We start from the raw sequence: 24213 nt of genomic DNA, 5'->3' as shown, positions 1-24213 counted from the left end.
AAGAGCCATCATGACCCAGCGCCAAAGTGCAGCCGAGCCCTTGCTCGAATTCCGTCTCGCCTACCTCCGGGCCCTTGCACGATCGTGGCAGGACGATGCGTACCGACGCGAACTGCTCGACCAGGAAGACATCCAGCCGCTGCTGCACCGCGACTTCGGCCTGCTGACGCTGTGGCCGCTGGTGAACATCAGCCTGTACCTCAACAGCGATCCGGCCCAGAGAGCCGAATGGAAGCCGGTGCTGACGGCCGGCTGGATCAGCCCCGACGATGCCTTCGTCATCGTGTTGCCGCAGGCGCCGACGTCGTCTCACGCGACCGAAGCCCTGGCCGCCTACTACCAGCTGTTCCCGAATTTCATGGGCGCGGCCGCGGCCTTCGAGAAAACCGACAAGCCCGTCGGACCGCCGCAAGGCGCGCTGCCGACCGGACTCGGCATTCCAGGTGGCGGTCCGGATTCGTTGCTGGCGTTTGGCGGCGTGGTGCTGCGCGCCATTGCCCTCGCGTGGCAATCTCCGCAGTTCCTGGGTGACCTGACCGGCGATCCCACCACCGACAAGGCCCCGGTGCTGAGCCAATGGCTGGGCTACAACAACCCGTTCAATTTCCAGATCCGGTTCGTCACCCACCCGAAGCTCACCTGGGATGCGGCACGCGGCGAGTGGAACCTGAAAGGCGGCCCGGACGGATCGCTGATCAAGAACACGATCCAGCTCAACTACCCGCAGGCACCGGCGGAGGAGGGGATGCGGCCGATTGCGCTCACCGCGTACAACAACACGGGCAGTGCCTATCCCTTCACTTGCTGAGTCCCCGCCCGAAGGGACGGCGGCAACTGCGTTGCAAGGCGCCACCGCGACGCTGCTGCTGACGCTCGCGGCCCGGGCCGGGTCGGAGAGCGTCATCGCCGCGTCGGTCTTCTCCGATCCGGAGGCGCGCCGCATTGCCGCGGCGCTGCCGTTCGACCTGTCGGCCGGCACGCGGGATGCGGCGTTCGTCCGCGGCGTGGTCCTGCGCGCTGCACTGATCGATCGCCTGGCGGCCGAGTTCTTCGCGGCGCATCCGCGCGGCATCGGCATCACGCTGGGGGCGGGGCTGTGCACGCGCCGCAAGCGGCTGGGGCCGCGCGTGGCGCGAGGCGCTGGCGTCGATTGGCTCAACGTCGATCTGCCGGACGCGATTCGCCTGCGCGAGCAGCACGTGACGCCCAACGAAGGAGAGCGCAACCTGGCGTGCTCGATCCTCGACCCGGCGTGGCTGGATGCGGCCGATCTGCCGGCCGGCCGGCCCGCACTGGTGATGCTGGAAGGCGTGTGCCCCTATCTGCCGCAGGCACCCCTGGAGGCCATGCTGCTTCATCTGGCCCAACGTTTCGAGCGGCGCGAGTCCGCAAGCGTCGTCGTGCTGGACTACGTCCATCCGGTCCTGGCGGGCATGCCGGTGCAGGTGGGCGGCATGCATCTGCCGGTGGTCTCGGGCTTCGAGGATTCGGCCCGCATCGCGGCCATCCATCCGTCGATTCGCGCGCTTTCCGAGGACCATCTCTATTCGCAGTTCTCCGATTCGCATCGGCTCTTCGAGGCCGCATTCCGCGCGGCGACCGGCCGCTGGCCCTACACGGTCGCCCGCTTCGCGCTGGGATCGCCGCATGACGCATAGCCTGCCCTCGATGGATTTCTTCACCGGTGTTTTCGAGTGGCACGGCAAGTTCCTGCCGCCGCTGCTGCGGCCGGACGGCCTGCTGCTGTTGAGCGAGACCGACCTGTTCCTGCTCGGCGCGCCCGGCGTGCTGGCCGTCGAGCGCATGCTGCGCGAGCGTGTGAGCCTGGCCTCGCATTGCAGAAAAGAGGGCGTGCCCGCGCTGCTGGCAGAGATGCTGCATGCGCTCGAAGCCTTGATGCGGCAGGGCCTGGCAAGGCCGGTGCCGGTGAATGACACAGAGCGCCACGTCGTTCCGGATTTTTCGTTGCCGTTCGAACGCGTCGATGTGGAGGCGCACGTCGACGCCATCGTGCTGTCGCAAGTCGTGGACCCCGAAGCGGCCCGGCGCTGGGCGCGCGCGGTGGGTGGGGATGAAGCGCACACCGTCGTCCTCTGCGACGACTACCTGGATCCCAGGCTCGGCCTGATCGATACGCAGCAGCGGGCCGAAAGGCGGCCATGGCTGCTGGTCAAGCCGACGGGCGAGCGGGCCATGGTCGGACCGCTGTTCACGCCGCATGCGGCCGCCGCCACGGCATGCTGGCATTGCCTCGCGTATCGCCTGCTGCGGAACCAGCCTGCCAGGGCCTGGTGGCAGGACAGGCACGGCGGCCGAAGCGTCGGCTTGCCGGTACGCGCCGACGCGAAGCTCGCTCGCGACCGGCTGGAGCACCTGCTTCCGCTGGCGCTGGAGATCGTTGCAAACGCCGGCCAGGCGCTGTGGACCATCGAGCCCGCGCAGCCGCATGCCGTCGCGCCGAGGCCCCAGTGTCCGCAGTGCGGCGATGCGGGGCTCATGGCGCAACTTCAGCGTCGTCCGGTGGTGCCCGCGCCTTGCCTTGCAAGCGCCCGGCCCGATGGCGGCTGGCGCACGATGCCCGCGGCCGCCACGCTCGAGCGCCTGGCGCCGCACCTCGATCCGCTGTGCGGCGTCATTGCGCGCGTCGTGCCATTGGGCACCGAAGCGGAAGATGCACTCACGGTCTACCGCAGCGAAATCTTCAGGACGCCAGCCGCGCACGGTGATCCTTCCGCCAGCGTGCTGGTCCAGGTGTGCCTTGGCAAGGGCATGTCCACGGACCAGTCCCGTGCCAGTGCAATGTGCGAAGCCGTGGAGCGGTACGCCGCCTTTCACCAGGGCGATGAAGCCTCCGTTTTCGCGGCGGCGTCGGCGTTGGACGCGCGCTGCATCCTGCCGCAGGCGCTCGCGCTTTTCAGCGACAGGCAGCGCATGCAACTGAAAACGAACGGCCCGCCGCATGCGGTGGCTTCGCCGGCGCCGTCGGCACACGAGCCGGCATGGTGGACACCGGCCTGGTCGCTGACATCCAGGTCCCGCTGCTATCTGCCGCTGGCCTTCTGCCATGCCAATGCCCCGGTGGAGAGCCAGCGGCATTCGGTGTGGACGTCGAACGGCTGCGCTGCCGGGAACACGCTGGAGGAAGCCATCCTTCAAGGCTTTCTCGAACTGGTGGAGCGCGACGCTGCCGCCATCTGGTGGTACGGCGAAATCCGCAGGCCCGCCATCGACCTCGGGTGCCTCGCCGTGCAAAGCCGCGCTCGCATTGCGCGCAGCCTGGGGCCGCAATGGCAGCACTGGGCGCTGGACCTCACCCACGACTTCGGCATTCCGGTCGTGGCCGCCATCGGCCGGCATCGCACAACGGGTGACTGGGCCATCGGCTTCGGTTGCAGCCCGAGTGCCGTGCTCGCCTGCGAGCGGGCGCTCACGGAAATGACCCAGCTCATCGCCGCCGGAAAGAAATTTTCCGTACCGCATTCGGGCGGTCCGGAAGACGCGCCACGTTTTCTCATGCCGGCGGAAGAGGGTGATGGCGAGGGCGATGCGGCACCGATGCGCCCACCCACCATGGCGGCCGTGGCGGCCGTGGCGGCCGTGGCGGCCGGCGCGGACATTGCCGAAGAGATCGAACGCTGCGTGCGCATCGCTGCGTCGCTCGGCATGGAGACGGTGGTTCTCGACTACACGCGGCCGGATATTCCGCTTCGCACCGTGAAAGTGGTCGTGCCCGGCCTGTGCCACATCTGGCCCGAGCTGGGCAACCCACGGCTCTATCAAGTGCCGCTTGCCATGGGATGGCGCGACACCCCCTTGCAGGAAAGCGACTTGAATCCCGAGGCGCTGTATGTCTGAACACGACGAAGGAAAAACTGCCGATGGCCATCTTCCGGAACAAGCGCGATCAACGCGGCATCGTGCTGCGCCCCATGCATGCCTTCGGCCGGCGCCCATCGGCCTGCCAGACGGTGCTGCAGGCGCCCGACGTGTCGCAGATCCATGCGCTGGTCCGGTGGAATCGCCTGGCCTGGGAGATCGTCGATCAGAGCCGCAACGGCACCACGCTGAATGGCGAACGCCTGCCGAGCGGCCGCTGGACCGTGCTGCCGCCGGGCGCAGAAATCCAGTTGGGCCTGGGCGAGGAATCGGCCTGGATCGCCGAAGACCTGGCGCCTCCGGCGACCTGTCTCTTTCCGAGTGACGGGCAGGGCTCGCCGGTGGCACTGAGCTTGCGTGAGAACCTGTTGCCGGACGCGCAGCAGCCTGAGGTGAACGTCTATTTCCGCGAAGGCCAATGGGTGCTCGAGCACATCGACGGCATCGACCAGCTGGGCGATGGCGCCATGGTGCGGACCTCCGGCAGCACGTGGGAGTTCGTGCTGTGCGACGACCTGGAATCGACGGCAGAAAACCAGATTGCGTCGGTGTCGCCGCCGCCGGTGGAGGTTGCCCTTCACTTCAATGTCAGCCAGAACGAGGAGCACACGAGCCTGAGCCTGGTGACGGACGGCAAGTCGGTTTCCCTTGGCGAGCGCATTCATCACTACACCCTCGTGACCCTCGCGAGGGTGCGTTCGCAAGACGCGCAACGCGGGCTTGCGCCGCAGAGCCAGGGCTGGATCGCGCTGGACGAGCTGTCGCGCATGCTCGGCGTGGAGCCTTCCTACGTGAACATCCAGATCTTCCGCGCGAAGCACCAGATCTTGAATGCGCTGCCCACGCATTCGGCCGACGCGCCGCTGGTCGAGCGTCGCCGCGGCGATGTGCGTTTCGGCAACTACCCGTTCCTCATCGAGGGCGGCGCACGCAGCTGAACGGCCGTTCGACCGGAGACGGCGCTTCGTGTAATCGCCTGTAATTCCGTTGAAGAGGGTGGCTCCCTAGAGTTGGTTCCAGTTCGGTCCCACAGCGGTCCGGACTGTTCCACCAACCACTTCATCTGGAGAGCGACATGGGCAATATCTATTCCGTTACCGTCAACAACCATGCGAGCCATTCGGCGTATTTCATGGTGTTCCAAAGCGATCCGACCAACTGGGCACCCAACGCCATGTCGCTCGCCTGGTTCTCCAAGTTTTCCAATCCGGGTCCGACCACGCGCATCAAGTTCCAGTGGACCGTCAACACCGGTTTCTCATGGGCCGATACGGGCGATCTGCAGCCCGGCATCGAGTACTCGACCGCCGAAACCTATGACCCCACCGGCGGCAACAACATGATCACGCTGGACTACAACAAGGCCTACCAGTTCGTGAACCCCACCAAGGGTCCCGATCCGGCACGGTTCTACCTGAGCGAATCGCCGAACATCCCGATCAAGTCGAGCGCCTCGGTCGGCGTGACCATGTCGGGCAGCACCGTGTACGCAGTGCAGGCGCGTCCGAACCAGAGCCTGACCTTCTCGCCGCACCCCAAGTACTTCATCGCCTACGGTGACTACGTGGAAGGCGACGTGATCGACGTCAACTCGATCAACAACCCGCTCGAACTGCCGTATCCCACCGGCATCTACGCGCTCACCACGACGCTGAACGCCGATGGCAGCTGGGATGCGCCGCAATCGACGGCCAAGTCCAACGAGCAGCGTCTGCGCCTGCTCTCCCGCTGATCGCCGGCCTTCCAGACAGCCCGCGGCCCATTGCGCCACGGCGGCGTCGATCTTCCGACGCCGCCGTTCGCAACGGGCTTCACCGCAAAGGAAATGCGACATGTTCGATGTATGCGTCATAGGCAGTGTCTGCGGTTTTGCCGGACAGGTGAACCCCGTTTCGGGCGACGCCAACAACATCTGGAAGAACACCGCCTGCGCGAGCCAGAACTCGGTGACGGCGCCCAAGCGCGACGACATCCCGACCACCTACCTCGAGGCACAGGGCTGGATGCTGTGCGACGGGCGCAAGCTCAAGGTCAGCGCGTACCCGGAACTCTTCGCGGCGCTGGGCTACCTGTACGGAGGGGTCAGCGACGACTTCTGCATTCCCGACTACCGAGGCCTCTTTCTGCGCGGCAACGATGCGGGCTCGGGCATGGACCCGGATGCCGCATTGCGCATGGCGCCGACGGGCAGCGGGACCGCCAACGGCGTGGGTACCTACCAATGCGACGCCTTGCAGACGCACACCCACACCTACAAGGCGGTGACGCTGGCGGCGGTGTCGCAAAGCGGCAATGCGGCCGGCCAATCGTCGGGCGACCTGGAGACCAGCGCGCCCATCAAGCCCGCGCGGCTCACTTCTGAAACGCGGCCGAAGAATCTGTCCATCAACTACATCATCAAATTTCGCTGAGGAAGAAGATCATGAAGAACACAAGCCAACTCGCCATCCTTTGCGCCGTCTCGATGGCGGTGCTAACCGGTTGCCAGGGCATCGGATCGAAGCCGGCGGAGAGCCAGGTGGGCGTGGATGCCCAGTGCGTCGTCACCGCGACCGGCTACCAGCACATCTTTGCGCGCCATTGCACGGCAACGTCCGGCGCGAGCCAACTGCTGCCGCAGTACTGCACCAATGCCACCGCGGCGCAGACCTTCTGCCGCATGGTCCAGAATGCACCGAACAAGACCCGCGTCGTGCAGCCCGACAATCGGGTTCGCTATGACGCCAACCTCAACCAGATCGTCGGCACGGCCGGCGAAAAGTGCGGACGTCTCATCGTCGAAAGCGCAACCAACGGCACGGTTGTCACCGAGTTTCCCGAACTCAACGGTGCGCCGGGCAACTGCAGCTAGCGGCTGAAAAAATGCGGCGAATCATCCAGGTGCCACAAGGAATGCGGCCCGAGACGCCGGGCCTTCCCAGCCTCCCGATGGACGAATCCATCTGGGAGGATGGCTATTCGCTTGTCATCGATGAACTGAAACAGGGAGCGCTGCAGAAATTCTGGAAGCACTACTACGGCGCCTCCGCGGAGATGGTGGTTTCAGGCGACGGCCTGACGGCGCTCCGCAAGGACATCCTGGCGGTGGTGCCGGGCTGCACGGACAAGCCGGCCGTGGTCGGCTTCCTGCTGGATCTGGCGCGGATGTGCGCCCGCGCGCGCCGCAGCAAGCACAGCCTCCATGTGATCGCCGACTAGCCGGCCGGCCGCAGCCAGTTGCTACTCGAGCGTGAAGCCGATCTTCAGCGTCACCTGCCAGTGCGCGACCTTGCCGTCCACCACGTGGCCGCGCGTCTCGGTGACGGTGAACCACTGGATGTTTCGAACCGTCTCGTGAGCCTTGGCGATGGCCGTCTGCGCGGCATCCTCGATGCTGACGGGCGACGAGCCGGTGAGTTCGAGCGACTTGTAAACGTGATTCGACATGTCGGTGCTCCTTGTAGGCGTGGACACATCGTAGCCAGTGCATGCGGCGGCAGGGGAAACTTTCTGCATCTGCCTTGGCCGGCCGGCCGGGCTCAGCGTGTGGCGGCGGCAGCTTTTCGTCCTTGTTGCCAGGAGCCCGTGCGGTCATTTGCATCGATGTCGCTTGCGACATCGTCGACCACCGCGAAGCTCGCGGCATCGGCGTGAAGCACGGGCGTGCCCCGATACCAGACACGCGTGGCGTCCGAAGCGTAGCCGCGGCCCAGAACACGCAAGGCCGCGGTGTCCGCGCCGCGCAGGGTGCGCACCACGGGGTACGGTCCTCGATTGGGCGTGTCGGTTTCGATGTGGGCGTGGTAGGCGCTGGTGCGATCGCGCGCGTACCCCGCGTCGATCAGCGAGAACGTCGGTCCGTGGCTGCCGGGAATCTCGGCACGAGCGAAATAGCCGCGCTCTGAATCGCGCGCAAATTGCGGGCCCAATGGCTCGAAGCTCGCCGCGTCGCGCACCGCGAAGCCCACGCCGTCTTCGTATGCGCGCGAGCGATCTCGCGCATAGCCGAAGCCCAGGACGCGATAGGTCGGCGCATGCGCGTCCCGGATGGGCGTGACGCGAACGTATTGAATCGCCCAGTACTCCTGGCCCTTGCGGTAGGTGTCGCAGTAGTAGACCGTCTGGAGATCGCGTGCCTCATGGTCGGACAGCGCCTCGAAGCTGGCGCCGTCGCTGCCGTCGATGGTGCTGCCCCGGTAGTAGCCGCGCTTCGCGTCGCGCGCGAAGTGTTTGTCCAGGGCGCGAAACGTCTTTGGGTCATCGGGCTTGAAGGGGGTGCCGTCGTAAGCCCACTGCAAACCATTTTTCGTGTAGCTGCCGCCGTCGCAGCCGGCAAGGCCGAGCAGCAGCCCCAGCAGGATGACGAGGATACGGTGCATGCGTCTTTCTTGGTTGTTGGCACGGTCCGCGATGTTCCGTGATGCCGCACCGGAACACCAGCATATATCGAACGGCCCACGCCGAGGGAGCGGACCCAGCGCATGCATACTCCGCGCGATGAGGAACCCGCACCACGTCTGCCGCGTCTTCGGCTCTCCCTGGGAGGGCGTGCACGGCACGAGCATTTCGAGCGATCGCCACTACGGCCGGCACTGGCATGCCACGTTCGGAGTCGGGGTCATCGACGAGGGCGCCCAAAGCTCGGCCAGCGGATGCGGCAACGTCGATGCCTATGCCGGCAACCTCATCGCGACGAACCCGGGCGAGGTGCATGACGGCCGGCCGCTCGGCGGGCACTTTCGGCGCTGGCGAATGCTGTACCTCGAACCCGATGCGCTTCGGTGGGCGATCGATGCGGCATCCGCCGGCGCGGCGCAGGACATGGCATTGATTCGCCCGGTCATCCTGGACGACCGGTTGCGGGGCGCGCTCTGCGAACTCCTGCGCATGCTGGAGACACAGGCCTGGCCCGACGTACTGCGCTGCGAGGAGCTGCTCGTACAGGCCTGCACCATGCTCGTCGGGCGCCATGGCGCACGCCGGCTGTCCGTCCCTCTGGCATCGGCTGATGTTTCGCGCGCCCGCGAAATGCTCGCGGACAGCCTCGCACAGCCGCCGAGCCTGAGCGAGCTCGCGGCTGCTTCAGGGCTGAGCAAATACCAGCTGCTGCGGCGCTTCAAAGAGGTCCATGGCGTCACGCCGTTTGCGTGGCTGCTGCAACAGCGCACCGAAGTCGCACGCGGACTCATCCGCCAGGGCGCCGCGTTGACGGAGGCGGCCATGGCGGCCGGCTTTGCGGATCAGAGCCACATGACACGCACGTTCGTCCAGCATTTCGGCTACACGCCCGGCGCATGGCAGCGCGCCTGGGGGCGGCCGGTGCCACTGCAATAGCGTTCAAGACGCGCCGCCGCGCGAGCGACACACTGCGCCATGCATTTCTTCTTCTCTCATTCGCCGGAAATCTGGGAGCGGCATGCCGAACTGGTGCCCGGCGTCCTGCTGGCCCAGGGCATCCACACGAACGTCTCCGTGGAGGCGCAGGTGGCGCACTACCACGGCATCGCGCGCGCGAGGCTCGCCGCCGTCGGCACGGAAGCCGATCTTCCGGAGATCCAGGCCTGGCGCCGCACCTTCGGGCGCATGGGCCTCAAGCCCACGCAGTACCGGTGCGCGTCCGAATCCTTGCTGCGGCGGTTCAGGAAGGAAGGCTCGCTGCCGCCGATTCACCCGCTCGTCGATCTTTGCAATGCGGTGTCGGTGGCCTTCGCGATCCCGATCGCGGTGTTCGACCTGTCGCAGGTGTCCGAAGGGCTGGAGGTGCGGTGCGCGGACGGCACGGAAAGCTACCTGGCGTTCTCGGGCGAAACGGAGACGCCCGAACGCGGCGAAGTCATCTTCGCGGATGTCGACGGTCGTGCGCACGCCCGGCGGTGGACGCACCGCCAAAGCGCCCGCTCCGCCGTGCGCGACGAAACCTCCCGTGTGCTCATCGTGGCCGAAGCCTTGCATGCCAATGCCGCCGACGATGTGCCGCGGCTGCTGGCTGCGCTGTCCGAGGCGCTGGCTGAGGCCTGGGCACCGCCGGCAGCGTGCGCGCTCTTGCGAAAGGATGCTCCTCGCCTGGTGTTCTGAAGAGCGGTGTTCAGAGCGAGCGCGGCAGCAGCGCCGGCACCAGCGTGCGGTTGAGCCGCTCGCGCCACCAGCGCAGCGCCTGGCCGCGGGCGTTGGTCTTCCAGGCGAGCCAGAAGGCCTCGGGCGGGCGCGGTTCGTCGGTGGCGAGTTCGACCAGCGTGCCGCGCGCCAGGTCGCCATCGATGCAGGCCCGCGGCAGAAAGCCATGCCCGAGGCCCGCGGCCTGGCAGGCGATCTTCGCGGCCATGCTCGGCACGGCCACGCGATGCTGGCCCGCGAGCAGCCCCACGGTACGGTCGGACAGGGTGCGCGCGCTGTCGCTCACCACGATGGCGTTGTGTTCGAGCAGGTCGCCGCGATGCAGCGGCCGGCCGAGCCGGGTCAGCGGATGCGTCGGCGCGACGCAGAACGCGAACTCGAGGCTGCCCACCATCACGGCCTGGTAGCCCCCGCCGGCCGGCCCTTCGCCCGCGGCAATGACGATGTCGGCGCGCCCTTCGCGCAAAGCCTCCCAGGTGCCGGTGAGCGCCTCGCAGCCGATGCGCAGCCGCGTGCCGCAGCGCAACGCCTCGAAGGCGCGGATGTCGTCGATGAGCGCCTGCGTGGGAATCAGCGAGTCGTGCACCAGCCGCAGCTCCGACTCGAAGCCGGTGGCGATCTGCCGCATGCGCGATTCGAGATCGCTTGCGGCGCCGAGCAGCCAGCGGCCTTCCTTGAGCATTTCTTCGCCGGCCGCGGTGAGCGTCACGCGCGGCCCGTTGCGCACGAAGAGCAGCATGCCCAGCTGCTCCTCGAGCTTGCCCACGGCGTACGAGATGGTCGAGGGCACCTTGTTCAGGCGCGCGCCGGCAGCGGCGAAGGAGCCGTGGCGCGCGATGGCGTCGACGAGTTCGATGGCTTCGAGGCTGAGCTTGCGCACGGGCAGGTCCTTGGAAATTAATCATCGAAAAATTCGATGATTGAAGGCGAAAAATTTCGTCAACCGGCCCCTCGGAAAGAAAGATGATTCATCCATGCCTCGGGGATTCTTCTTCGAAGCAATTGTGAATCAAATCGAACTAATCGACGCAGCCATTCCCCTGTTCCTTTCTTCTTTTTCTTCAATCTTTCAAACGGAGTACCCCATGTCCATCAAAGCCACCCCCACCGCCGGCGCCAAGCTGCTCACCCCCGCCGACCACACGCTCGTCATGATCGACTTCCAGTCGCAGATGGCTTTTGCCACGCATTCGATCGACGCGGTGAACCTGCGCAACAACGCCGCCCTCGTCGCCAACGCGGCGGCCGGGTTCGGCGTGTCGACCATCCTCACCACCGTGGCCGAGAAGAGCTTCTCGGGCCCGATGTTCAGCGAGATCACCGACGCGTTCCCGGGCCAGAAGATGCTCGACCGCACCTCGATGAACACCTGGGAAGACGCGGCGGTGATCGACCGCGTGAACGAGATCGGCAAGAAGCGCATCGTGCTGTCGGGCCTGTGGACCGGCGTGTGCATCGTCGGCCCCGCGCTGTCGGCGCTCGACCAGGGCTTCGAGGTGTTCGTGATCGCCGACGCCTGCGGCGACGTGTCCACCGAGGCGCACAACCGCGCGATGGACCGCATGGTGCAGGCCGGCGCGCAGCCGATGACCTCGCTGCAATACCTGCTCGAGCTGCAGCGCGACTGGGCCCGCACCGACACCTACGAGCTCACCACCGGCATCGCGAAGAAGTTCGGCGGCGCCTACGGCCTGGGCGTGACCTACGCCAAGACCATGTTCGGCGCGCACGAAGGCTGAGCGGGCGCATCCCGATGAAGCCCTATGTCCTGTCGCTTGCGCTGGGCCTTCTGGTCGGCGTGATCTACGCGCTCTTCCAGGTGCGTTCCCCGGCCCCGCCGGTGATCGCCTTGGTGGGGCTTCTCGGAATCCTGCTCGGCGAGCAGATTCCGCCCCTGGTCAAGGGCTGGCTCCAGCCCGAGGCCGCGGCCACCTCCTGGCTGCACCACCAGGTCAAGCCGCATGTGTTCGGCGAGTTGCCACAATGCGCCAAGGCCGGCCAGGCCGCCGCACCGGGCAAAGACGCATGAGCGATCCATCATTCGACGAACAGCGCCGGCGGCTCTGCCTCGGCACGCTCGGCGCGGTGCTGGCCGGCACCGCATCGGCACAATCCAACCCTTCAAGGACAACCGACATGGCAGGCACCACCGCCCCCGACCTGATCCTGCACAACGGCCGCTTCACCACGCTGGACCGTGCCAACCCGGTGGCCGATGCCGTGGCCATCAAGGACGGCCGCTTCACCCGTGTGGGCCGCGCGCAAGACATCCTGCCGCTGGCAGGCAGCGGCACCCGCGTGATCGACTTGCAGGGCCGGCGCGTGCTGCCGGGCCTGATCGACAACCACCTGCACATCATTCGCGGCGGCCTCAACTTCAACCTCGAACTGCGCTGGGACGGCGTGCGCAGCCTGGCCGACGCGATGGCGATGCTGAGGCGCCAGGTCGCGATCACGCCGGCGCCGCAATGGGTGCGCGTGGTGGGCGGCTTCACCGAACACCAGTTCGTTGAAAAGCGCCTGCCGACCATCGAAGAGCTCAACGCGGTGGCGCCCGACACGCCGGTGTTCCTGCTGCACCTGTACGACCGCGCGCTGCTCAACGGCGCCGCGTTGCGTGCGGTGGGCTACACCAAGGACACGCCCGCGCCGCCCGGCGGCGAGATCGTGCGCGACGCGGCCGGCAACCCGACCGGCCTGCTGCTGGCCAAGCCCAATGCGAGCATCCTCTACGCCACCCTGGCCAAGGGACCGAAGCTGCCTTTCGAATACCAGCTCAATTCGACGCGCCACTTCATGCGCGAGCTCAACCGCCTGGGCGTGACCGGTGCGATCGACGCGGGCGGCGGCTTCCAGAACTTTCCCGAGGACTACCAAGTCATTCAGCAGCTGGCCGACGCCGGCCAGCTCACCATCCGCCTGGCCTACAACCTCTTCACGCAGAAGCCCAAGCAGGAGAAGCAGGACTTCCTCAACTGGACCGCCACCTCGAAATACAAGCAGGGCGACGACTACTTCCGCCACAACGGCGCGGGCGAGATGCTGGTGTTCTCGGCCGCCGACTTCGAGGACTTCCGCCAGCCGCGGCCCGACATGGCGCCCGAGATGGAAGGCGATCTGGAAGAAGTGGTGCGCGTGCTGGTGCAGAACAAGTGGCCGTGGCGCATGCACGCGACCTACGACGAGACCATCGACCGCGCGCTCGGCGTGTTCGAGAAGGTCAACCGAGACACGCCGCTGGCGGGCCTGAACTGGTTTTTCGACCACTGCGAAACCATTTCGGAAAAATCGATCGACCGCATCGCCGCGCTGGGTGGCGGCATCGCGGTGCAGCACCGCATGGCCTACCAGGGCGAATACTTTGTCGAGCGCTACGGCGCCGGTGCGGCCGAGGCCACGCCCCCGGTCAAGCGCATGCTCGAGAAGGGCGTGAAGGTGTCCGCGGGCACCGACGCCACGCGCGTCGCCTCGTACAACCCGTGGGTGTCGCTGTCGTGGCTGGTCACGGGCAAGACTGTGGGCGGCATGCAGCTCTATCCGCAGCGCAACTGCCTGGACCGCGAAGCGGCGCTTCGCATGTGGACCGAGAACGTGACCTGGTTCTCCAACGAGGTCGGCAAGAAGGGCCGCATCGAGGCCGGCATGCTCGCCGACCTGGTGGTGCCCGACCGCGACTTCTTCGCCTGCGCGGAGTCGGAGATCGCCGACACCACGGCGCTCTTGACCATGGTCGGCGGCAAGGTGGTGTACGCCGCGGGGCCGCTCCAGTCGCACGACGAGGGCGCGCCGCCGCCGGCCATGCCCGACTGGTCGCCGGTGCGCAGCTTCGGCGGCTATGCCGGCTGGGGCGATGCCGAGGGCGCACCGCTGCAAAAGGCGATGCGCCACGCGGCCATGTCCTGCGCCTGCGCCAACAACTGCAGCGTGCATGGCCACCAGCACGCGACGGCGTGGAGCAGCAAGCTGCCGATCGCCGACCTCAAGAGCTTCTGGGGCGCGCTCGGCTGCGCCTGCTGGGCGGTCTGATGACGAAACGCTGGCCACCCACCCCGGCGCTGCGCTGGATCGCCTTGCTGCTGCTGTGCGCGGCCTATCTGCAGGGCGGCTTCAACAAGGCGGTGGATTTCAACGCCGCCATCGCGGAGATGAACCACTTCGGCCTGTCGCCCGCGGCACCGCTGGCCGTGGCCGTCATTGTGCTGGAACTGGGTGCCTCGGCGCTCATCCTCACGGGCTTCTTGCGCTGGCTCGGCGCGCTGGCGCTGGGCGGCTTCACGCTGCTCGCGACCTTCGTTGCGCTGCGGTTCTGGGACATGCCGCAGCCCGAGCGCTTCATGGCGGCCAATTCCTTCTTCGAGCATCTGGGCCTGGTCGGCGGCTTCCTGCTGGTGGCCTGGCATGACCTGCGGGAGCGTGCGCATGACTGAACCCCAAGCCGGCGTAGCCGCATCGCCCCCGCAGCCCGGCGCCTTCGCGCCGCTGCGCCAGCCGGTGTTCGCGGTGCTATGGGCCGCCACCGTGCTCGGCAACATCGGCAGCTTCATGCGCGACGTGGCGAGCTCGTGGCTGGTGACCGATCTCTCGGCCAACCCGACCGCGGTGGCGCTGATCCAGACCGCGGCCACGCTGCCGATCTTCTTGCTGGCGATCCCGGCCGGCGTGCTCTCCGACATCCTCGACCGGCGGCGTTTCCTGATCTTCGTGCAGCTGGTGCTCGCGGCCGTCAGCGGCGCGCTGCTGGTGCTCTCGCACACCGGCGCGCTCACCGTCGAGTACCTCATCGCGCTGACCTTCGTGGGCGGCATCGGCGCGGCGCTGATGGGGCCGACCTGGCAGTCGATCGTGCCGGAACTGGTGCCGCGTGGCGAGCTGAAGGGCGCGGTGGCGCTGAACTCGCTCGGCATCAACATCGCGCGCTCCATCGGCCCGGCCGCGGGCGGGTTGATCCTCGCGAGCTTCGGTGCGGCGGTCACCTACGGGATCGACGTGCTGAGCTATGCGTTCGTGATCGCGGCGCTTTTGTGGTGGAAGCGCCCGGCCGCCGTCGACAGCGGCCTGTCCGAGAATTTTTTCGGCGCCTTCCGCGCCGGCCTGCGCTACACGCGTGCCAGCAAGGAGCTGCACGTGGTGCTGCTGCGCGCGGCCGTGTTCTTCCTGTTCGCCAGTTCGGTCTGGGCGCTGCTGCCGCTGGTCGCGCGCCAGATGCTCGGCGGCACGGCCGGCTTCTACGGCGTGCTGCTGGGGGCGGTGGGCGCGGGCGCGATCGCCGGTGCGCTGGTCATGCCGCGGCTGCGCGCAAGGCTCGACGCCGACGGGCTCATCCTGCTCGCGTCGCTGCTTACTGCGGCCGTGATGGGCAGCCTCGTGTTCGCGCCGCCGAAGTGGCTCGCGGTGCTGTTGCTGCTGGTACTGGGCTTGGGCTGGATCATTGCGCTCACCACGCTCAACGGCGTGGCCCAATCCATCCTGCCGAACTGGGTGCGCGGGCGCGGGCTGGCGGTGTACCTCACCGTGTTCAACGGCGCCATGGCCGCCGGCAGCCTGGGCTGGGGCCTGGTCGCGCAGCAGGTGGGCGTGCCGGCCACGCTGATGGTGGGGGCGGTGGGGCTCGTGGTGGTGGCGCTCGTGTTCCACCGCGTGCGACTGCCGGCCGGCGAGGCCGACCTGCAGCCCTCCAACCACTGGCCCGAACCGCTGGTGACCGAACCCGTCGCGCACGACCGCGGGCCCGTGATGATCCAGGTCGAGTACCGCATCCGCAAGGACGACCGCGCGGCGTTCCTCGCCGTGATGAAGCGGCTCTCGCTGGAGCGCCGGCGCGACGGCGCCTACGCCTGGGGCATCACCGAGCACACGGTCGATGCCGAGCGCATCGTGGAGTGGTTTCTCGTCGAGTCGTGGGCCGAGCACCTGCGCCAGCACCACCGCGTGTCGCATGCCGACGCCGACCTGCAAGGCGAGGCCATGCGTTTTCACATGGGGCCGGGCAAGCCCGAGGTGCATCACTTTTTGTCGTTGTAGCTGTCGCCGGTTTCGCGAGCCAATCCGGATTTGTTCTTTCGATCTTCGCGATTCGGTTTCGCTAACTTATTGATTTCATTCGTGATTTCTGGCTCCCAGCTCCATACTGCCGGGTTTTCTGGGTCGGATCGATGGGGCTTCTCCCACGCGGCTTTCCTTTTTTCCTGTTTTAGTCAATACTGCTAATTAGGTTTTTTGACTAAATCACTCAAAATGGACTTCTTTCGCCGAACAGCCTTGGCCGAGCAGATGGCCAGGCAACTACTCCGGCCAGGCTTTCTTGACCAAGGCCTGCGATCCGGGCTTTTCCTGTCAGGGCTCAGGCGCACCGGCAAGACCACTTTTCTGCAACAGGACCTGATCCCTGTCCTGGAGGCCATGGGCGCATTGGTCATCTATGTCGACCTGTGGGCCGACACCAAGGCAGATCCCGCCACGCTGATCCACGCGGCCATCCGCAAGGCCCTGGCAGACCTGCAGACTCCCGCTTCGGGTGCGCTGGGGCGACTGAAGCGGCTCAAAGGCCTGGACATCGGCGCCGCGGGACTGAAATTCGGCTTTCAGCTCGCCGACCTGGGCGCTCGAGGCGGGCCCACTCTCGCTCAGGCCTTGACCGAGGTCGTCGACTTGGCCAAGACCGACGTGGTGCTGATCGTCGACGAGGTGCAGCAGGCGCTCGCGGGTGACGATGGCGCCCAGATGCTGCTGGCCATCAAGGCTGCCCGCGATGCGATCAACCCGAGGCCCAACACACCCGGCCACTTCATCTTCATCGGAACCGGGTCGCATCGCGCTCAAGTGGTTGGCATGACCCTGCAGGGCAAACACGCTTTCGCCGGCGCATCGACGGTCGAGTACCCCACCCTCGGGGAGGACTTTGTCGACTATGTCCTCACGGGCATTGCGAGCGAGGGAGCGATGGTCCTGCCCAGCCTGCCTGTCGCAGTCGAAGCGTTCAACACCTTGGGCCGACGGCCTGAGGAGTTGACCAAGGCCTTGCGGCAGCTGCAGCATCAGAACCCACAGGAGGCGGATCACCTTCTTCCAGTGATTGCAGCAACGCTGAAGAGCGCGGCGGCGGACGTCGAGTTGCGCAAGGTCGAGGATCTGGGAGTCCTCGCCGGGGCCATCTTTGCCCGTATTGCTCGCGCGGATGGCGATGTGACGGGCCTGTTTGCCGCCGACGCCTTGAGCGAGTACGCCGCCGTGGTCGGACGCGACGTGACGGCCGACCAGGTGCAACGGATCTCCGAAGAACTGCGCGACGCGAACATCATCATGCGCAAGGGGCACGGCGTCTACGCGGTCACAGACCCTTTCGTGCAGGGCGCTTGGCGTGAGCGCAGGGTGCTTCTAGGACCCGCACCAAAACAACCGCCGGCAGCGAGTGAGGGGCCGATATGACCGCGCTTGACCCAGAACCGTCCGACGTGATGCCGTCCAAAGGGTTCATGGTCAAGCTCACGGATATAGCGCTTCAGAGCGCGCAATTTCACAGGCCCACCGCCGTCGTCAGGCCAAGTTGAAAGGCAGCTGCCGCATCGGCTTGCCGGTGAGCTGCGCAATGGCGTTCGCGAAGGCAGGCGCCAGCGGCGGCAGGCCCGGCTCGCCGATGCCCTTCGGCGGCTCCGCGCTGGGCACGACGTGCACGGCGAACTCGGGCATGTCGGTGATGCGCGCCACGGTGAAGTCGCCGAAGTTGCCCTGCTGCACGACACCGTCCTTCAGCGTGATGGCGCCACCGGGCAGGCACATCGACAGGCCCATGACCGCGGCGCCCTGCACCTGGGCTTCGACGCTGCGAGGGTTGACGGCCAGGTTGCAATGCACGCCTGCCGTGGCCCGGTGCAGCACCGGCTGGCCGTCCTTGACGGAGGCTTCGACCACATAGGCGACCACGGACTCGAAGGACTCGTGCACGGCCACGCCCCAGGCGCGGCCGGCGGGCAGCTGCTTCTTGCCGTAACCGCTCTGGTCCACCGCCAGTTGCAAGGCAGCGCGGTGGCGCGGGTGCTTGTCGCCGAAGAGCTGCATGCGGTAGGCCACCGGGTCCTGTTTGGTGCTGCGCGCGATCTCGTCGAGCAAGGTCTCCATCACGAACGCGGTGTGCGTGGAGCCCACGCTGCGCCACCACAGCACCGGCACGTTGAGCTTGGGGTGGTGCACGGTCAGGCGCATCGGCAGCGGGTACGGATCGCGCATGCCCTCGGTGGCCGTGGCGTCGATGCCGTTCTTCACCTGGAACTCGCCGAACACCGTGCCCGTGGTGATGGACTGGCCCACGATGACGTGGTCCCAGGCCAGCACCTTGCCGCGCTCGTCGAAGCCGATGCGCGCGCGGTGCAGGTGCATGGGGCGGTAGTAGCCGCCCTTGATGTCGTCCTCGCGGCTCCAGAGCAGGCGCACCGGTGCGTTCAGGCCGGCAGTGCGCGCGGCCTTGGCGATCTCGCAGGCCTCGACCACGTAATCGCTCGAGCCCACGAAGCGCCGGCCGAAGCCACCGCCCGCCATCTGTACATTCACTCTCACTTGTTCGGGCTTGAGGCCCAGCACGCGTGCGGCCGCCGCCGCATCCAGCCCTGCGGACTGTGTGCCAACCCACAGTTCGGCGCGGTCGCCCGACAGCTTGACCGTGCAGTTGAGCGGCTCCATCGGCGCATGGGCGAGGTACGGGAACACGAACTCGGCTTCGAGCTGATGGGGTGCCTTGGCCAGCGGCGCCATGTCGGCGTCGAACTTGCGCGGACCCGGCTTCGAGGCCAGTTCGCGATATTGCGCCAGCTGCTTGTCGCTGTCGACCTTCTCGACGGCGGCCGTGTCCCATTGCAGCTTCAGCGCATCGCGCCCGAGCTTGGCGGGCCAGTAGCCGTCGGCCACCACGGCCACGCCTTCGGCGCCGCGGTCCAGCGGCACGCGCAGCACGGCCTTCACGCCCTTCACGGCACGCGCCGCGCTGTCATCGACCGATTTCAGGCGCGCACCGAACACCGGTGGGTGCGCGACCACGGCCGTGAGCTGGCCCGGATGCTTGACGTCGATGCCGAAGTCCTGGCGCCCGCTGCTCTTGGCGCGCGCATCGAGGCGCGTGGTCGGGCGGCCGATGATCTTGAAATCCTTCGGGTCCTTCAGCGCGACCTTCTCGGGCACGGGCAGTGCCATCGCCGCTTCGGCCAGTTCGCCGTAGCCCAGCGTGCGGCCGCCCGGGCCCAGCACCGTGCCGGCCTGCGTGCGCAGCGTGGCCACGTCGACCTTCCATCGCGCCGCAGCCGCGGACAGCAGCATGGCCCGCGCGCGCGCGCCGAGCTCGCGGTACTGCGTGAAGCTGTTCTTGATCGAGTTGGAGCCGCCCGTTAGGTGCATGCCGAAGATCGGATCGTGGTAGGCCGGGTCGTTGGTGCCGCTTTTGCTGCGCACCAGGCTCCAGTCGGCATCGAGCTCCTCGGCCAGGATCATCGGCAGGCCCGTTTGCACCCCTTGGCCGAATTCAAGCCGGTTGTGGGTCACGGTGACTTCGCCGTTGGCCGCGATCTGCACGAAGGCCAGCGGTTGCTGCGTGGGCTTGAGCGCGCCGGCCGGCTTTGCCGCGCCATCAGCCTGTGCCATGGCCAGGTGCGGAAACGCGCCGATCGCCAGGCCGCCGACGCCGGCTAGCTTCAGGAAGCTGCGGCGCGGCAGCGTGGCGGCTTCGTCGGATTGGCCCGCGGTCATGAGGCGCTGCAGCGCGCGCGGCAGTTCGCTGGGGTCGATGTGGGTGGGCAACATGGTGGGTGCTCTTTCAGGCGAGGGCTCGGGCGGCATCGGCCACCGCGGCGCGAATGCGTGCGTAGGTACCGCAGCGGCAGATGTTGCCGGCCATGGCGCCATCGATCTCGGCGGCGGTGGGTTGCTTGCCCTTGGGCTGCGACTTGAGAAATGCCGTGGCGCTCATGATCTGGCCGCTCTGGCAGTAGCCGCACTGCGCCACGTCATGCTTGACCCATGCCGTGTGCACGGCGGCACCGATGGGGTCGCTGCCATCGGTCGCGGCTTCGATGGTGACGATCTTCTTGCCCTCGGCCGCGGAGATGGGCGTGATGCACGAGCGGATGGCCTGGCCGTCCAGGTGCACGGTGCAGGCGCCGCACAGCGCGGCACCGCAGCCGAACTTGGTGCCGGTCATGCCCAGCGTGTCGCGCAGGGCCCAGAGGATGGGGGTGCCGGGGTCGGCGTCGACTGTGTGGTTTCGGCCGTTGACGTTGAGCGCGCTCATGGGCGGATCTCCGAAGGTGGGAGGAATGAAAGAAAGAGAGAAAAAATCAGAAGCGATGCGGCGGCTACCTGGCGCCATCAGCGAGCCACTGCGCGAGCGCCTGCAGATCCGCATCGGGAACTTGCGCTTGCGGGGGCATCGGCATGGAACCCCACTTGCCCGAGCTGCCGGCCTTGATGCTGGCCGCAAGTTGCGCGGCCGTTCCTTTGCCGTCGCCGTATTTCGCCCCGATGTCCTGCCACGATGGACCAACCCCTTTCGTCGCGGGTTGATGGCACGCGACGCATGTGTACTTCTGCGCTAACGCCTGGCTGGCCGCGGCGTTGGTCGGCGATGCGATGCCCGCGCAGGTCGCAACCACTGCGGCGAGAGTCGCCGCAAGGGAATGCCGAACGGCTGTGGTGCGCTCGGCCGCGGCTCGCGTTGTGCGTGCTCTTGCCATGTCTTTGGTCTTTCGTGGGCTGTGGGTGCGCAGACTGTACGAACATGCATCTGAAAGAAAAATGGGGCAATGCTGCAAACCGTGTGAAGTTAAGCTTCAAAGTATGAAGCTGAACCAACTCGACGGATTGATGGCGTTCTGGAAGGTTGCGGAACATGGCGGGTTCACCGCGGCCGCCGCGGACCTGGCGGTGTCGCCCTCCGCATTGAGCCAGGCCATCCGGCAACTCGAGGCGCGACTGGGCGTGCGCCTGTTGAACCGGACCACGCGAAGCGTGAGCCTCACGGAAGCGGGCGAGGCTTACCTGGCGCGTGTCGGTCCGGCACTCGGGCAGGTCATCGATGCGGGCGACGAGCTGAACGCTCTCCAGGGCCGGCCTTCCGGCACCTTGCGGCTGAATGCCGCGCGGGTTTCAACCGCGCTGGTACTGCGCCCTCTGCTGGATGGCTTTCTCCGCGCCAACCCGCATGTGCACCTCGAGCTGACGAATGACGAAGGTTTCGTCGATATCGTCGAGAAGGGATTCGACGCGGGCATCCGCTTTGGCGAGAGCATTCATCGCGACATGGTGGCCGTGCCCATCGGCGGGCCCGTCGCCGTTGCGGTGGTGGCTTCGCCCGAGTACCTGCAGCGAGTGCCGGCGCCTCGGCACCCGGATGATCTCGTGCGCCACAACTGCATCCGCTTTCGCTTTGCCGCCACGGGGGCGATCTACAAGTGGGAGTTCGAGGTGGACGGCCAGCTGGTGGACTACGACATCGCGGGCAACCTCACCCTCAGCGACACGATGTTCGGCCTGGACGCTGCGCTCGAAGGCGTCGGGCTGGCCTACACCTTCGAGCAGCTGGCCCGTCCCCACCTCCGGGCCAAGCGGTTGAAGCGCGTGCTGACGGCTTTCTCACCGACCTTTCCGGGCTTCCATCTCTACTACCCGAGCCGGCACGACCAGCCTTCGAAGCTGAAGGCGTTGATCGAGTACGTCGGCCGGCACAGGCATTGAGCGAGCGACGGCTTCAGCGCGGCCGCGCCAGGGTTTCGGCAAGCTCCCACAGCGACCCCATCTGCCCTGAATGAAAGAGCAGAGGCGGCGTGTCCGTCCGGGAGAAGCGCTCCACGCGGCCGAGGATGATGGTGTGATCACCCTCCTGGTGGCGCGAGTAGGTCGAGCATTCGAAGGTTGCGACGCTCTCGACGAGCCGCGCGCATCCGTTGGAACCGGTCTCGAACGCTCCTGCAAAACGTTCGAACTTGTCCGCCGCCGGTTTGGCGAAATGCCAGGCCAGGTCGCGCTGCTCGGCGGTCAGCACGCTGAGGTTGAACGGCCGGGTTGCGAGAAACGCATCGGCACTGCGCGTGTCGTCGCGGATGCTCCACAGGATCAATGGCGGATCCAGCGACACCGAGGCGAACGAGTTGATCGTCATGCCCTCGCGCTTGCCGTCCGGCGTGGTGGTGGTCACGAGGCACACCCCCGTGGGAAAGGCGCCAAGCGCCTGACGCAGTTGGCGGGCATCGACCGACTCGGCCGCGTCGCCCGTGATGAGAGCCCAGGAGTACATGGCCGGCGCCCCCGATCAGTACTGGCCCTTGGGCTCCAGGCCGAGCAGGTATTGCCCGACCATCGAAGACACCGCATCCCAGTTGAGGCTGATGTGGCGAGAGATCGCATTGGTGTCGCGCCACATGCGCTGGATCGGCTGGTTCAGCGACAGGCCCGCACCGCCCACGCTGGCGAACACCGCCTCGACGGCATCGCGCGAGAGTCGCGCGGCAAAGGCATGGTCGCGCCGATTGCGGATGCGCTGCTCGACGCTGATGACGTGGCCGTCGACGGCCATCTGCTCCACCTGTGCGGTGTCCCGGTAGAGCAGGAGCCGCGCCGCATCGACGCTGGCCGAGGCTTCGGCCAGGCGCGACTGCACGGGAAAGAATTCGCTCAGCCTGCTGCCGCCTCCGGCAACGGCGCCCCGGGTGACCCGCGTGCCGGCCAGCTCGATCAGCTCGTCGACCGCGCCTTGCGCGGTGCCGATGATGGGCGACACAAGGCAAACCGGCACCGCCGAAAGAAAGGGAATGCGGTAGATCGGATTTGCGTTGACCTTGGCGCCGGGCGGGGCGTTGGACGAAGCCTCCGCGAAGGTCAGCTTGCGGTGCCCCGGAATGAAGGTCGGCTTGTCGATGACGATCGCCTTGGACCCCGTACCCGCCTGGCCGGCCACGTGCCAGTTGTCCTCGATGGCCCAATCCGACCGCGGCGCAAGCAGAAAGCCGGCCGTCGGCGGGGCGCCTTTTTCTTCGGGCGGAAACTGAACGCCCAGCAGTGCCCACTGCGAGTTGTCCACGTTGGACGCGAAGAGCCACTTGCCTTGCACGAGGTAGCCGCCATCGACTTTCTCGGCCATGGTTGCCGGCGCATACGAGCCGCAGACGATCGCGCTCGGGTCCTTGCGCCAGACGTCGTCCTGCGCCTCTTCCGGAAAGATGGCGACCAGCCACTGGTGAATGGCGCCCAGCGAGCAGCCCCATGACGACGACGTGCAGCCCCGCGCCAGTTCGCTGACCACGTCGATGAACGCGGTGAACCCGTACTCGTAGCCGCCGTAGCGTGCAGGCTGCATCAGCCTGAAGAAGCCTGCATCGTGGAATGCCTGCGTGGTTTCTTCGGAAACGCGGCGGTCCTGCTCGGTGCGTTGGGCCCGCTCTCGCAGCATGGGCACCAAATTGCTTGCAGATGCAGCTATTGTTTCGATTGAAGGAGCGTCCTTCACGGGTGACTTTCGAGCCGGAGCGGGGAGGTCGACGCGGTTGAGTTGAGCAAACGGGTTCGCGGCTTCAGTCATGGTGGTCTCCAGATAATTTGAGGGGAACGCGATAGCGAAGGCCTCGATTGAAGTCCATAAAACTTGCAAACGCAACTAATAATTGCTTGGGGTTTACGCTATATCCGCTGCGGAATCTGCCTGTAGCATTCAGCATGGCCACAAGAAAATCACCGTCGGCGGAGCCTCGGGAGGTACGGAAAATCCGCACCGAGGTGCCCCCTAAATTGAATGTAGTTGCAGACAAATTGCCGGACCACGATCTGGAGCGAGCCATTCCGTACCTGCTTGCACGCGCAGGTATGCGAATGGGGCAATCGTTCAGCAAGGAACTCAAGCAGTTCAGGCTCTCGCTGACCGAATGGCGGGTCTGCGTCGCGCTGCACCACAAGGCGCATCAGCGGCTCTCCGACCTGGCGCTGCACACATCGACGGACCCTTCCACGCTCTCCCGCGTGGTCGACGGACTTCTGCAGCGCGGCGTGCTGGTGCGCGACCGGTCGGACGAGGATGCCCGCGCGCTCGCGCTGAGCCTGACCGAGGCGGGACGCGATCTCACGCTGCGCATCATTCCCCTGGCCCAGGTGTACGAGCGCGTATCGTTGTCCGGGCTGACTGCCGCGCAGGCCGAGTCCCTCCGGGACATGCTTCGGATGGTCTATGACAACCTGGCAGTCCTGGACAACGAATGACGGCTCGGCGAAGGAGGCGAC

General features: G+C 66.7%; 26 protein-coding genes. 18 read left to right on the top strand and 8 right to left on the bottom strand.

Annotated elements, in window-relative coordinates:
• Positions 1–10 precede the first annotated feature (10 nt).
• The 8 genes from ACJ7Z0_RS00570 (at position 11) to ACJ7Z0_RS00535 (ending at position 7074) form a co-directional block, all read left to right on the top strand.
• Positions 11–808: a BMA_0021/BMA_0022 family TOMM bacteriocin gene (locus tag ACJ7Z0_RS00570; RefSeq protein ID WP_434788186.1), complete on the top strand. Its 798-nt coding sequence runs from the start codon at positions 11–13 to the stop codon at positions 806–808.
• Positions 809–839: 31 nt separating this feature from the next.
• Entirely contained in the window at positions 840–1658 is an 819-nt protein-coding gene (locus tag ACJ7Z0_RS00565) for a class I SAM-dependent methyltransferase (RefSeq protein ID WP_434788185.1), read from the top strand.
• Entirely contained in the window at positions 1648–3855 is a 2208-nt protein-coding gene (locus ACJ7Z0_RS00560; RefSeq protein WP_434788184.1) for a TOMM precursor leader peptide-binding protein, read from the top strand. Before ACJ7Z0_RS00565 ends, ACJ7Z0_RS00560 begins: the two co-directional genes overlap by 11 nt.
• 23 nt (positions 3856–3878) lie before the next feature.
• On the top strand, positions 3879–4814 hold the full coding sequence (locus ACJ7Z0_RS00555; RefSeq protein ID WP_434788183.1) for an FHA domain-containing protein: 936 nt from the start codon (positions 3879–3881) through the stop codon (positions 4812–4814).
• Positions 4815–4951: 137 nt separating this feature from the next.
• Positions 4952–5608: a RhiA family protein gene (locus ACJ7Z0_RS00550; RefSeq protein WP_431121841.1), complete on the top strand. Its 657-nt coding sequence runs from the start codon at positions 4952–4954 to the stop codon at positions 5606–5608.
• A gap of 100 nt (positions 5609–5708) precedes the next feature.
• Positions 5709–6287 (top strand): tail fiber protein, encoded by a 579-nt coding sequence (locus tag ACJ7Z0_RS00545; RefSeq protein WP_434788182.1) that lies wholly within the window; start codon positions 5709–5711, stop codon positions 6285–6287.
• 11 nt (positions 6288–6298) lie between these two features.
• The gene (locus ACJ7Z0_RS00540; protein ID WP_434788181.1) at positions 6299–6727 is read left to right on the top strand and encodes a hypothetical protein; all 429 of its coding nucleotides are present in this window, start codon (positions 6299–6301) and stop codon (positions 6725–6727) included.
• A gap of 77 nt (positions 6728–6804) precedes the next feature.
• A complete protein-coding gene (locus tag ACJ7Z0_RS00535; RefSeq protein ID WP_434788180.1) occupies positions 6805–7074 on the top strand; it encodes a hypothetical protein in 270 nt (89 codons plus the stop codon).
• A gap of 21 nt (positions 7075–7095) precedes the next feature.
• Here ACJ7Z0_RS00535 and ACJ7Z0_RS00530 read toward each other — a convergent pair whose 3' ends face one another.
• Both ACJ7Z0_RS00530 and ACJ7Z0_RS00525 read right to left on the bottom strand, forming a co-directional pair.
• Positions 7096–7302, bottom strand: a complete 207-nt coding sequence (locus tag ACJ7Z0_RS00530; RefSeq protein ID WP_055798497.1) for a dodecin — start codon at positions 7300–7302, stop codon at positions 7096–7098.
• Positions 7303–7394: 92 nt separating this feature from the next.
• Complete coding sequence (locus tag ACJ7Z0_RS00525) at positions 7395–8234, bottom strand: DKNYY domain-containing protein (RefSeq protein ID WP_434788179.1); 840 nt, start codon at positions 8232–8234, stop codon at positions 7395–7397.
• 118 nt (positions 8235–8352) lie between these two features.
• On the opposite strand from ACJ7Z0_RS00525, the gene ACJ7Z0_RS00520 reads away from it, so the two are divergent.
• Positions 8353–9189, top strand: coding sequence for an AraC family transcriptional regulator (locus ACJ7Z0_RS00520; protein ID WP_434788178.1), 837 nt, complete (start codon positions 8353–8355; stop codon positions 9187–9189).
• A 39-nt stretch (positions 9190–9228) separates the two neighbouring features.
• Positions 9229–9930: a B3/B4 domain-containing protein gene (locus ACJ7Z0_RS00515; RefSeq protein ID WP_434788177.1), complete on the top strand. Its 702-nt coding sequence runs from the start codon at positions 9229–9231 to the stop codon at positions 9928–9930.
• 10 nt (positions 9931–9940) lie between these two features.
• Here the strand turns inward: ACJ7Z0_RS00515 and ACJ7Z0_RS00510 are convergent, their stop codons facing one another.
• Positions 9941–10849 (bottom strand): LysR family transcriptional regulator, encoded by a 909-nt coding sequence (locus tag ACJ7Z0_RS00510; RefSeq protein ID WP_434788176.1) that lies wholly within the window; start codon positions 10847–10849, stop codon positions 9941–9943.
• 205 nt (positions 10850–11054) lie between these two features.
• Between ACJ7Z0_RS00510 and ACJ7Z0_RS00505 the strand changes: the two genes are divergently transcribed.
• From ACJ7Z0_RS00505 to ACJ7Z0_RS00480, 6 genes are all read left to right on the top strand, one after another.
• Positions 11055–11708 carry a hydrolase gene (locus tag ACJ7Z0_RS00505; RefSeq protein WP_055798514.1) on the top strand — a complete coding sequence of 218 codons (654 nt, stop codon included), beginning with the start codon at positions 11055–11057 and terminating at the stop codon, positions 11706–11708.
• Positions 11709–11722: 14 nt separating this feature from the next.
• Positions 11723–11998, top strand: coding sequence for a DUF1427 family protein (locus tag ACJ7Z0_RS00500; protein ID WP_434788175.1), 276 nt, complete (start codon positions 11723–11725; stop codon positions 11996–11998).
• Positions 11999–12105: 107 nt separating this feature from the next.
• Positions 12106–13995, top strand: a complete 1890-nt coding sequence (locus ACJ7Z0_RS00495; RefSeq protein WP_434788745.1) for an amidohydrolase — start codon at positions 12106–12108, stop codon at positions 13993–13995.
• On the top strand, positions 13995–14396 hold the full coding sequence (locus ACJ7Z0_RS00490; protein WP_434788174.1) for a DoxX family protein: 402 nt from the start codon (positions 13995–13997) through the stop codon (positions 14394–14396). The genes ACJ7Z0_RS00495 and ACJ7Z0_RS00490 overlap by 1 nt, the downstream gene beginning before the upstream one ends.
• Positions 14389–15990, top strand: coding sequence for an MFS transporter (locus ACJ7Z0_RS00485; RefSeq protein WP_434788173.1), 1602 nt, complete (start codon positions 14389–14391; stop codon positions 15988–15990). Before ACJ7Z0_RS00490 ends, ACJ7Z0_RS00485 begins: the two co-directional genes overlap by 8 nt.
• A gap of 213 nt (positions 15991–16203) precedes the next feature.
• A complete protein-coding gene (locus ACJ7Z0_RS00480; protein WP_434788172.1) occupies positions 16204–17394 on the top strand; it encodes an ATP-binding protein in 1191 nt (396 codons plus the stop codon).
• Positions 17395–17502: 108 nt separating this feature from the next.
• Here the strand turns inward: ACJ7Z0_RS00480 and ACJ7Z0_RS00475 are convergent, their stop codons facing one another.
• The 3 genes from ACJ7Z0_RS00475 to ACJ7Z0_RS00465 all read right to left on the bottom strand — a co-directional run bounded on the left by ACJ7Z0_RS00475 (position 17503) and on the right by ACJ7Z0_RS00465 (position 20681).
• A complete protein-coding gene (locus ACJ7Z0_RS00475; protein ID WP_434788171.1) occupies positions 17503–19752 on the bottom strand; it encodes a xanthine dehydrogenase family protein molybdopterin-binding subunit in 2250 nt (749 codons plus the stop codon).
• Positions 19753–19765: 13 nt separating this feature from the next.
• Positions 19766–20239, bottom strand: coding sequence for a (2Fe-2S)-binding protein (locus ACJ7Z0_RS00470; protein WP_434788170.1), 474 nt, complete (start codon positions 20237–20239; stop codon positions 19766–19768).
• Positions 20240–20303: 64 nt separating this feature from the next.
• Positions 20304–20681: a c-type cytochrome gene (locus ACJ7Z0_RS00465; RefSeq protein ID WP_434788169.1), complete on the bottom strand. Its 378-nt coding sequence runs from the start codon at positions 20679–20681 to the stop codon at positions 20304–20306.
• Between the two features lie 103 nt (positions 20682–20784).
• On the opposite strand from ACJ7Z0_RS00465, the gene ACJ7Z0_RS00460 reads away from it, so the two are divergent.
• Complete coding sequence (locus tag ACJ7Z0_RS00460) at positions 20785–21681, top strand: LysR family transcriptional regulator (RefSeq protein ID WP_434788168.1); 897 nt, start codon at positions 20785–20787, stop codon at positions 21679–21681.
• 13 nt (positions 21682–21694) lie between these two features.
• On the opposite strand, the gene ACJ7Z0_RS00455 is transcribed toward ACJ7Z0_RS00460, so the two are convergent.
• Together ACJ7Z0_RS00455 and ACJ7Z0_RS00450 are read right to left on the bottom strand one after the other, a co-directional pair.
• The gene (locus ACJ7Z0_RS00455; RefSeq protein ID WP_434788167.1) at positions 21695–22240 is read right to left on the bottom strand and encodes a flavin reductase family protein; all 546 of its coding nucleotides are present in this window, start codon (positions 22238–22240) and stop codon (positions 21695–21697) included.
• A gap of 15 nt (positions 22241–22255) precedes the next feature.
• Complete coding sequence (locus tag ACJ7Z0_RS00450; RefSeq protein WP_434788166.1) at positions 22256–23521, bottom strand: acyl-CoA dehydrogenase family protein; 1266 nt, start codon at positions 23519–23521, stop codon at positions 22256–22258.
• Between the two features lie 134 nt (positions 23522–23655).
• On the opposite strand from ACJ7Z0_RS00450, the gene ACJ7Z0_RS00445 reads away from it, so the two are divergent.
• A complete protein-coding gene (locus ACJ7Z0_RS00445) occupies positions 23656–24192 on the top strand; it encodes a MarR family winged helix-turn-helix transcriptional regulator (protein ID WP_434788165.1) in 537 nt (178 codons plus the stop codon).
• Positions 24193–24213 lie beyond the last annotated feature (21 nt).

The organism is Variovorax palleresanus (assembly GCF_051144945.1).
Lineage (GTDB): Bacteria > Pseudomonadota > Gammaproteobacteria > Burkholderiales > Burkholderiaceae_C > Variovorax > Variovorax paradoxus_S.
This window is presented reverse-complemented; position numbering and strand designations above follow the sequence as displayed.

What these genes read in the sequence shown, in the direction of transcription:
- ACJ7Z0_RS00570 (WP_434788186.1), top strand. Translation starts at nt 11, where the DNA reads ATGACCCAGCGCCAAAGTGCAGCCGAGCCCTTGCTCGAATTCCGTCTC.
- ACJ7Z0_RS00560 (WP_434788184.1), top strand. Translation starts at nt 1,648, where the DNA reads ATGACGCATAGCCTGCCCTCGATGGATTTCTTCACCGGTGTTTTCGAG.
- ACJ7Z0_RS00555 (WP_434788183.1), top strand. Translation starts at nt 3,879, where the DNA reads ATGGCCATCTTCCGGAACAAGCGCGATCAACGCGGCATCGTGCTGCGC.
- ACJ7Z0_RS00550 (WP_431121841.1), top strand. Translation starts at nt 4,952, where the DNA reads ATGGGCAATATCTATTCCGTTACCGTCAACAACCATGCGAGCCATTCG.
- ACJ7Z0_RS00545 (WP_434788182.1), top strand. Translation starts at nt 5,709, where the DNA reads ATGTTCGATGTATGCGTCATAGGCAGTGTCTGCGGTTTTGCCGGACAG.
- ACJ7Z0_RS00540 (WP_434788181.1), top strand. Translation starts at nt 6,299, where the DNA reads ATGAAGAACACAAGCCAACTCGCCATCCTTTGCGCCGTCTCGATGGCG.
- ACJ7Z0_RS00535 (WP_434788180.1), top strand. Translation starts at nt 6,805, where the DNA reads ATGGACGAATCCATCTGGGAGGATGGCTATTCGCTTGTCATCGATGAA.
- ACJ7Z0_RS00530 (WP_055798497.1), bottom strand. Translation starts at nt 7,302, where the DNA reads ATGTCGAATCACGTTTACAAGTCGCTCGAACTCACCGGCTCGTCGCCC.
- ACJ7Z0_RS00525 (WP_434788179.1), bottom strand. Translation starts at nt 8,234, where the DNA reads ATGCACCGTATCCTCGTCATCCTGCTGGGGCTGCTGCTCGGCCTTGCC.
- ACJ7Z0_RS00520 (WP_434788178.1), top strand. Translation starts at nt 8,353, where the DNA reads ATGAGGAACCCGCACCACGTCTGCCGCGTCTTCGGCTCTCCCTGGGAG.
- ACJ7Z0_RS00515 (WP_434788177.1), top strand. Translation starts at nt 9,229, where the DNA reads ATGCATTTCTTCTTCTCTCATTCGCCGGAAATCTGGGAGCGGCATGCC.
- ACJ7Z0_RS00505 (WP_055798514.1), top strand. Translation starts at nt 11,055, where the DNA reads ATGTCCATCAAAGCCACCCCCACCGCCGGCGCCAAGCTGCTCACCCCC.
- ACJ7Z0_RS00500 (WP_434788175.1), top strand. Translation starts at nt 11,723, where the DNA reads ATGAAGCCCTATGTCCTGTCGCTTGCGCTGGGCCTTCTGGTCGGCGTG.
- ACJ7Z0_RS00495 (WP_434788745.1), top strand. Translation starts at nt 12,106, where the DNA reads ATGGCAGGCACCACCGCCCCCGACCTGATCCTGCACAACGGCCGCTTC.
- ACJ7Z0_RS00490 (WP_434788174.1), top strand. Translation starts at nt 13,995, where the DNA reads ATGACGAAACGCTGGCCACCCACCCCGGCGCTGCGCTGGATCGCCTTG.
- ACJ7Z0_RS00485 (WP_434788173.1), top strand. Translation starts at nt 14,389, where the DNA reads ATGACTGAACCCCAAGCCGGCGTAGCCGCATCGCCCCCGCAGCCCGGC.
- ACJ7Z0_RS00480 (WP_434788172.1), top strand. Translation starts at nt 16,204, where the DNA reads ATGGACTTCTTTCGCCGAACAGCCTTGGCCGAGCAGATGGCCAGGCAA.
- ACJ7Z0_RS00475 (WP_434788171.1), bottom strand. Translation starts at nt 19,752, where the DNA reads ATGTTGCCCACCCACATCGACCCCAGCGAACTGCCGCGCGCGCTGCAG.
- ACJ7Z0_RS00470 (WP_434788170.1), bottom strand. Translation starts at nt 20,239, where the DNA reads ATGAGCGCGCTCAACGTCAACGGCCGAAACCACACAGTCGACGCCGAC.
- ACJ7Z0_RS00465 (WP_434788169.1), bottom strand. Translation starts at nt 20,681, where the DNA reads ATGGCAAGAGCACGCACAACGCGAGCCGCGGCCGAGCGCACCACAGCC.
- ACJ7Z0_RS00460 (WP_434788168.1), top strand. Translation starts at nt 20,785, where the DNA reads ATGAAGCTGAACCAACTCGACGGATTGATGGCGTTCTGGAAGGTTGCG.
- ACJ7Z0_RS00455 (WP_434788167.1), bottom strand. Translation starts at nt 22,240, where the DNA reads ATGTACTCCTGGGCTCTCATCACGGGCGACGCGGCCGAGTCGGTCGAT.
- ACJ7Z0_RS00450 (WP_434788166.1), bottom strand. Translation starts at nt 23,521, where the DNA reads ATGACTGAAGCCGCGAACCCGTTTGCTCAACTCAACCGCGTCGACCTC.
- ACJ7Z0_RS00445 (WP_434788165.1), top strand. Translation starts at nt 23,656, where the DNA reads ATGGCCACAAGAAAATCACCGTCGGCGGAGCCTCGGGAGGTACGGAAA.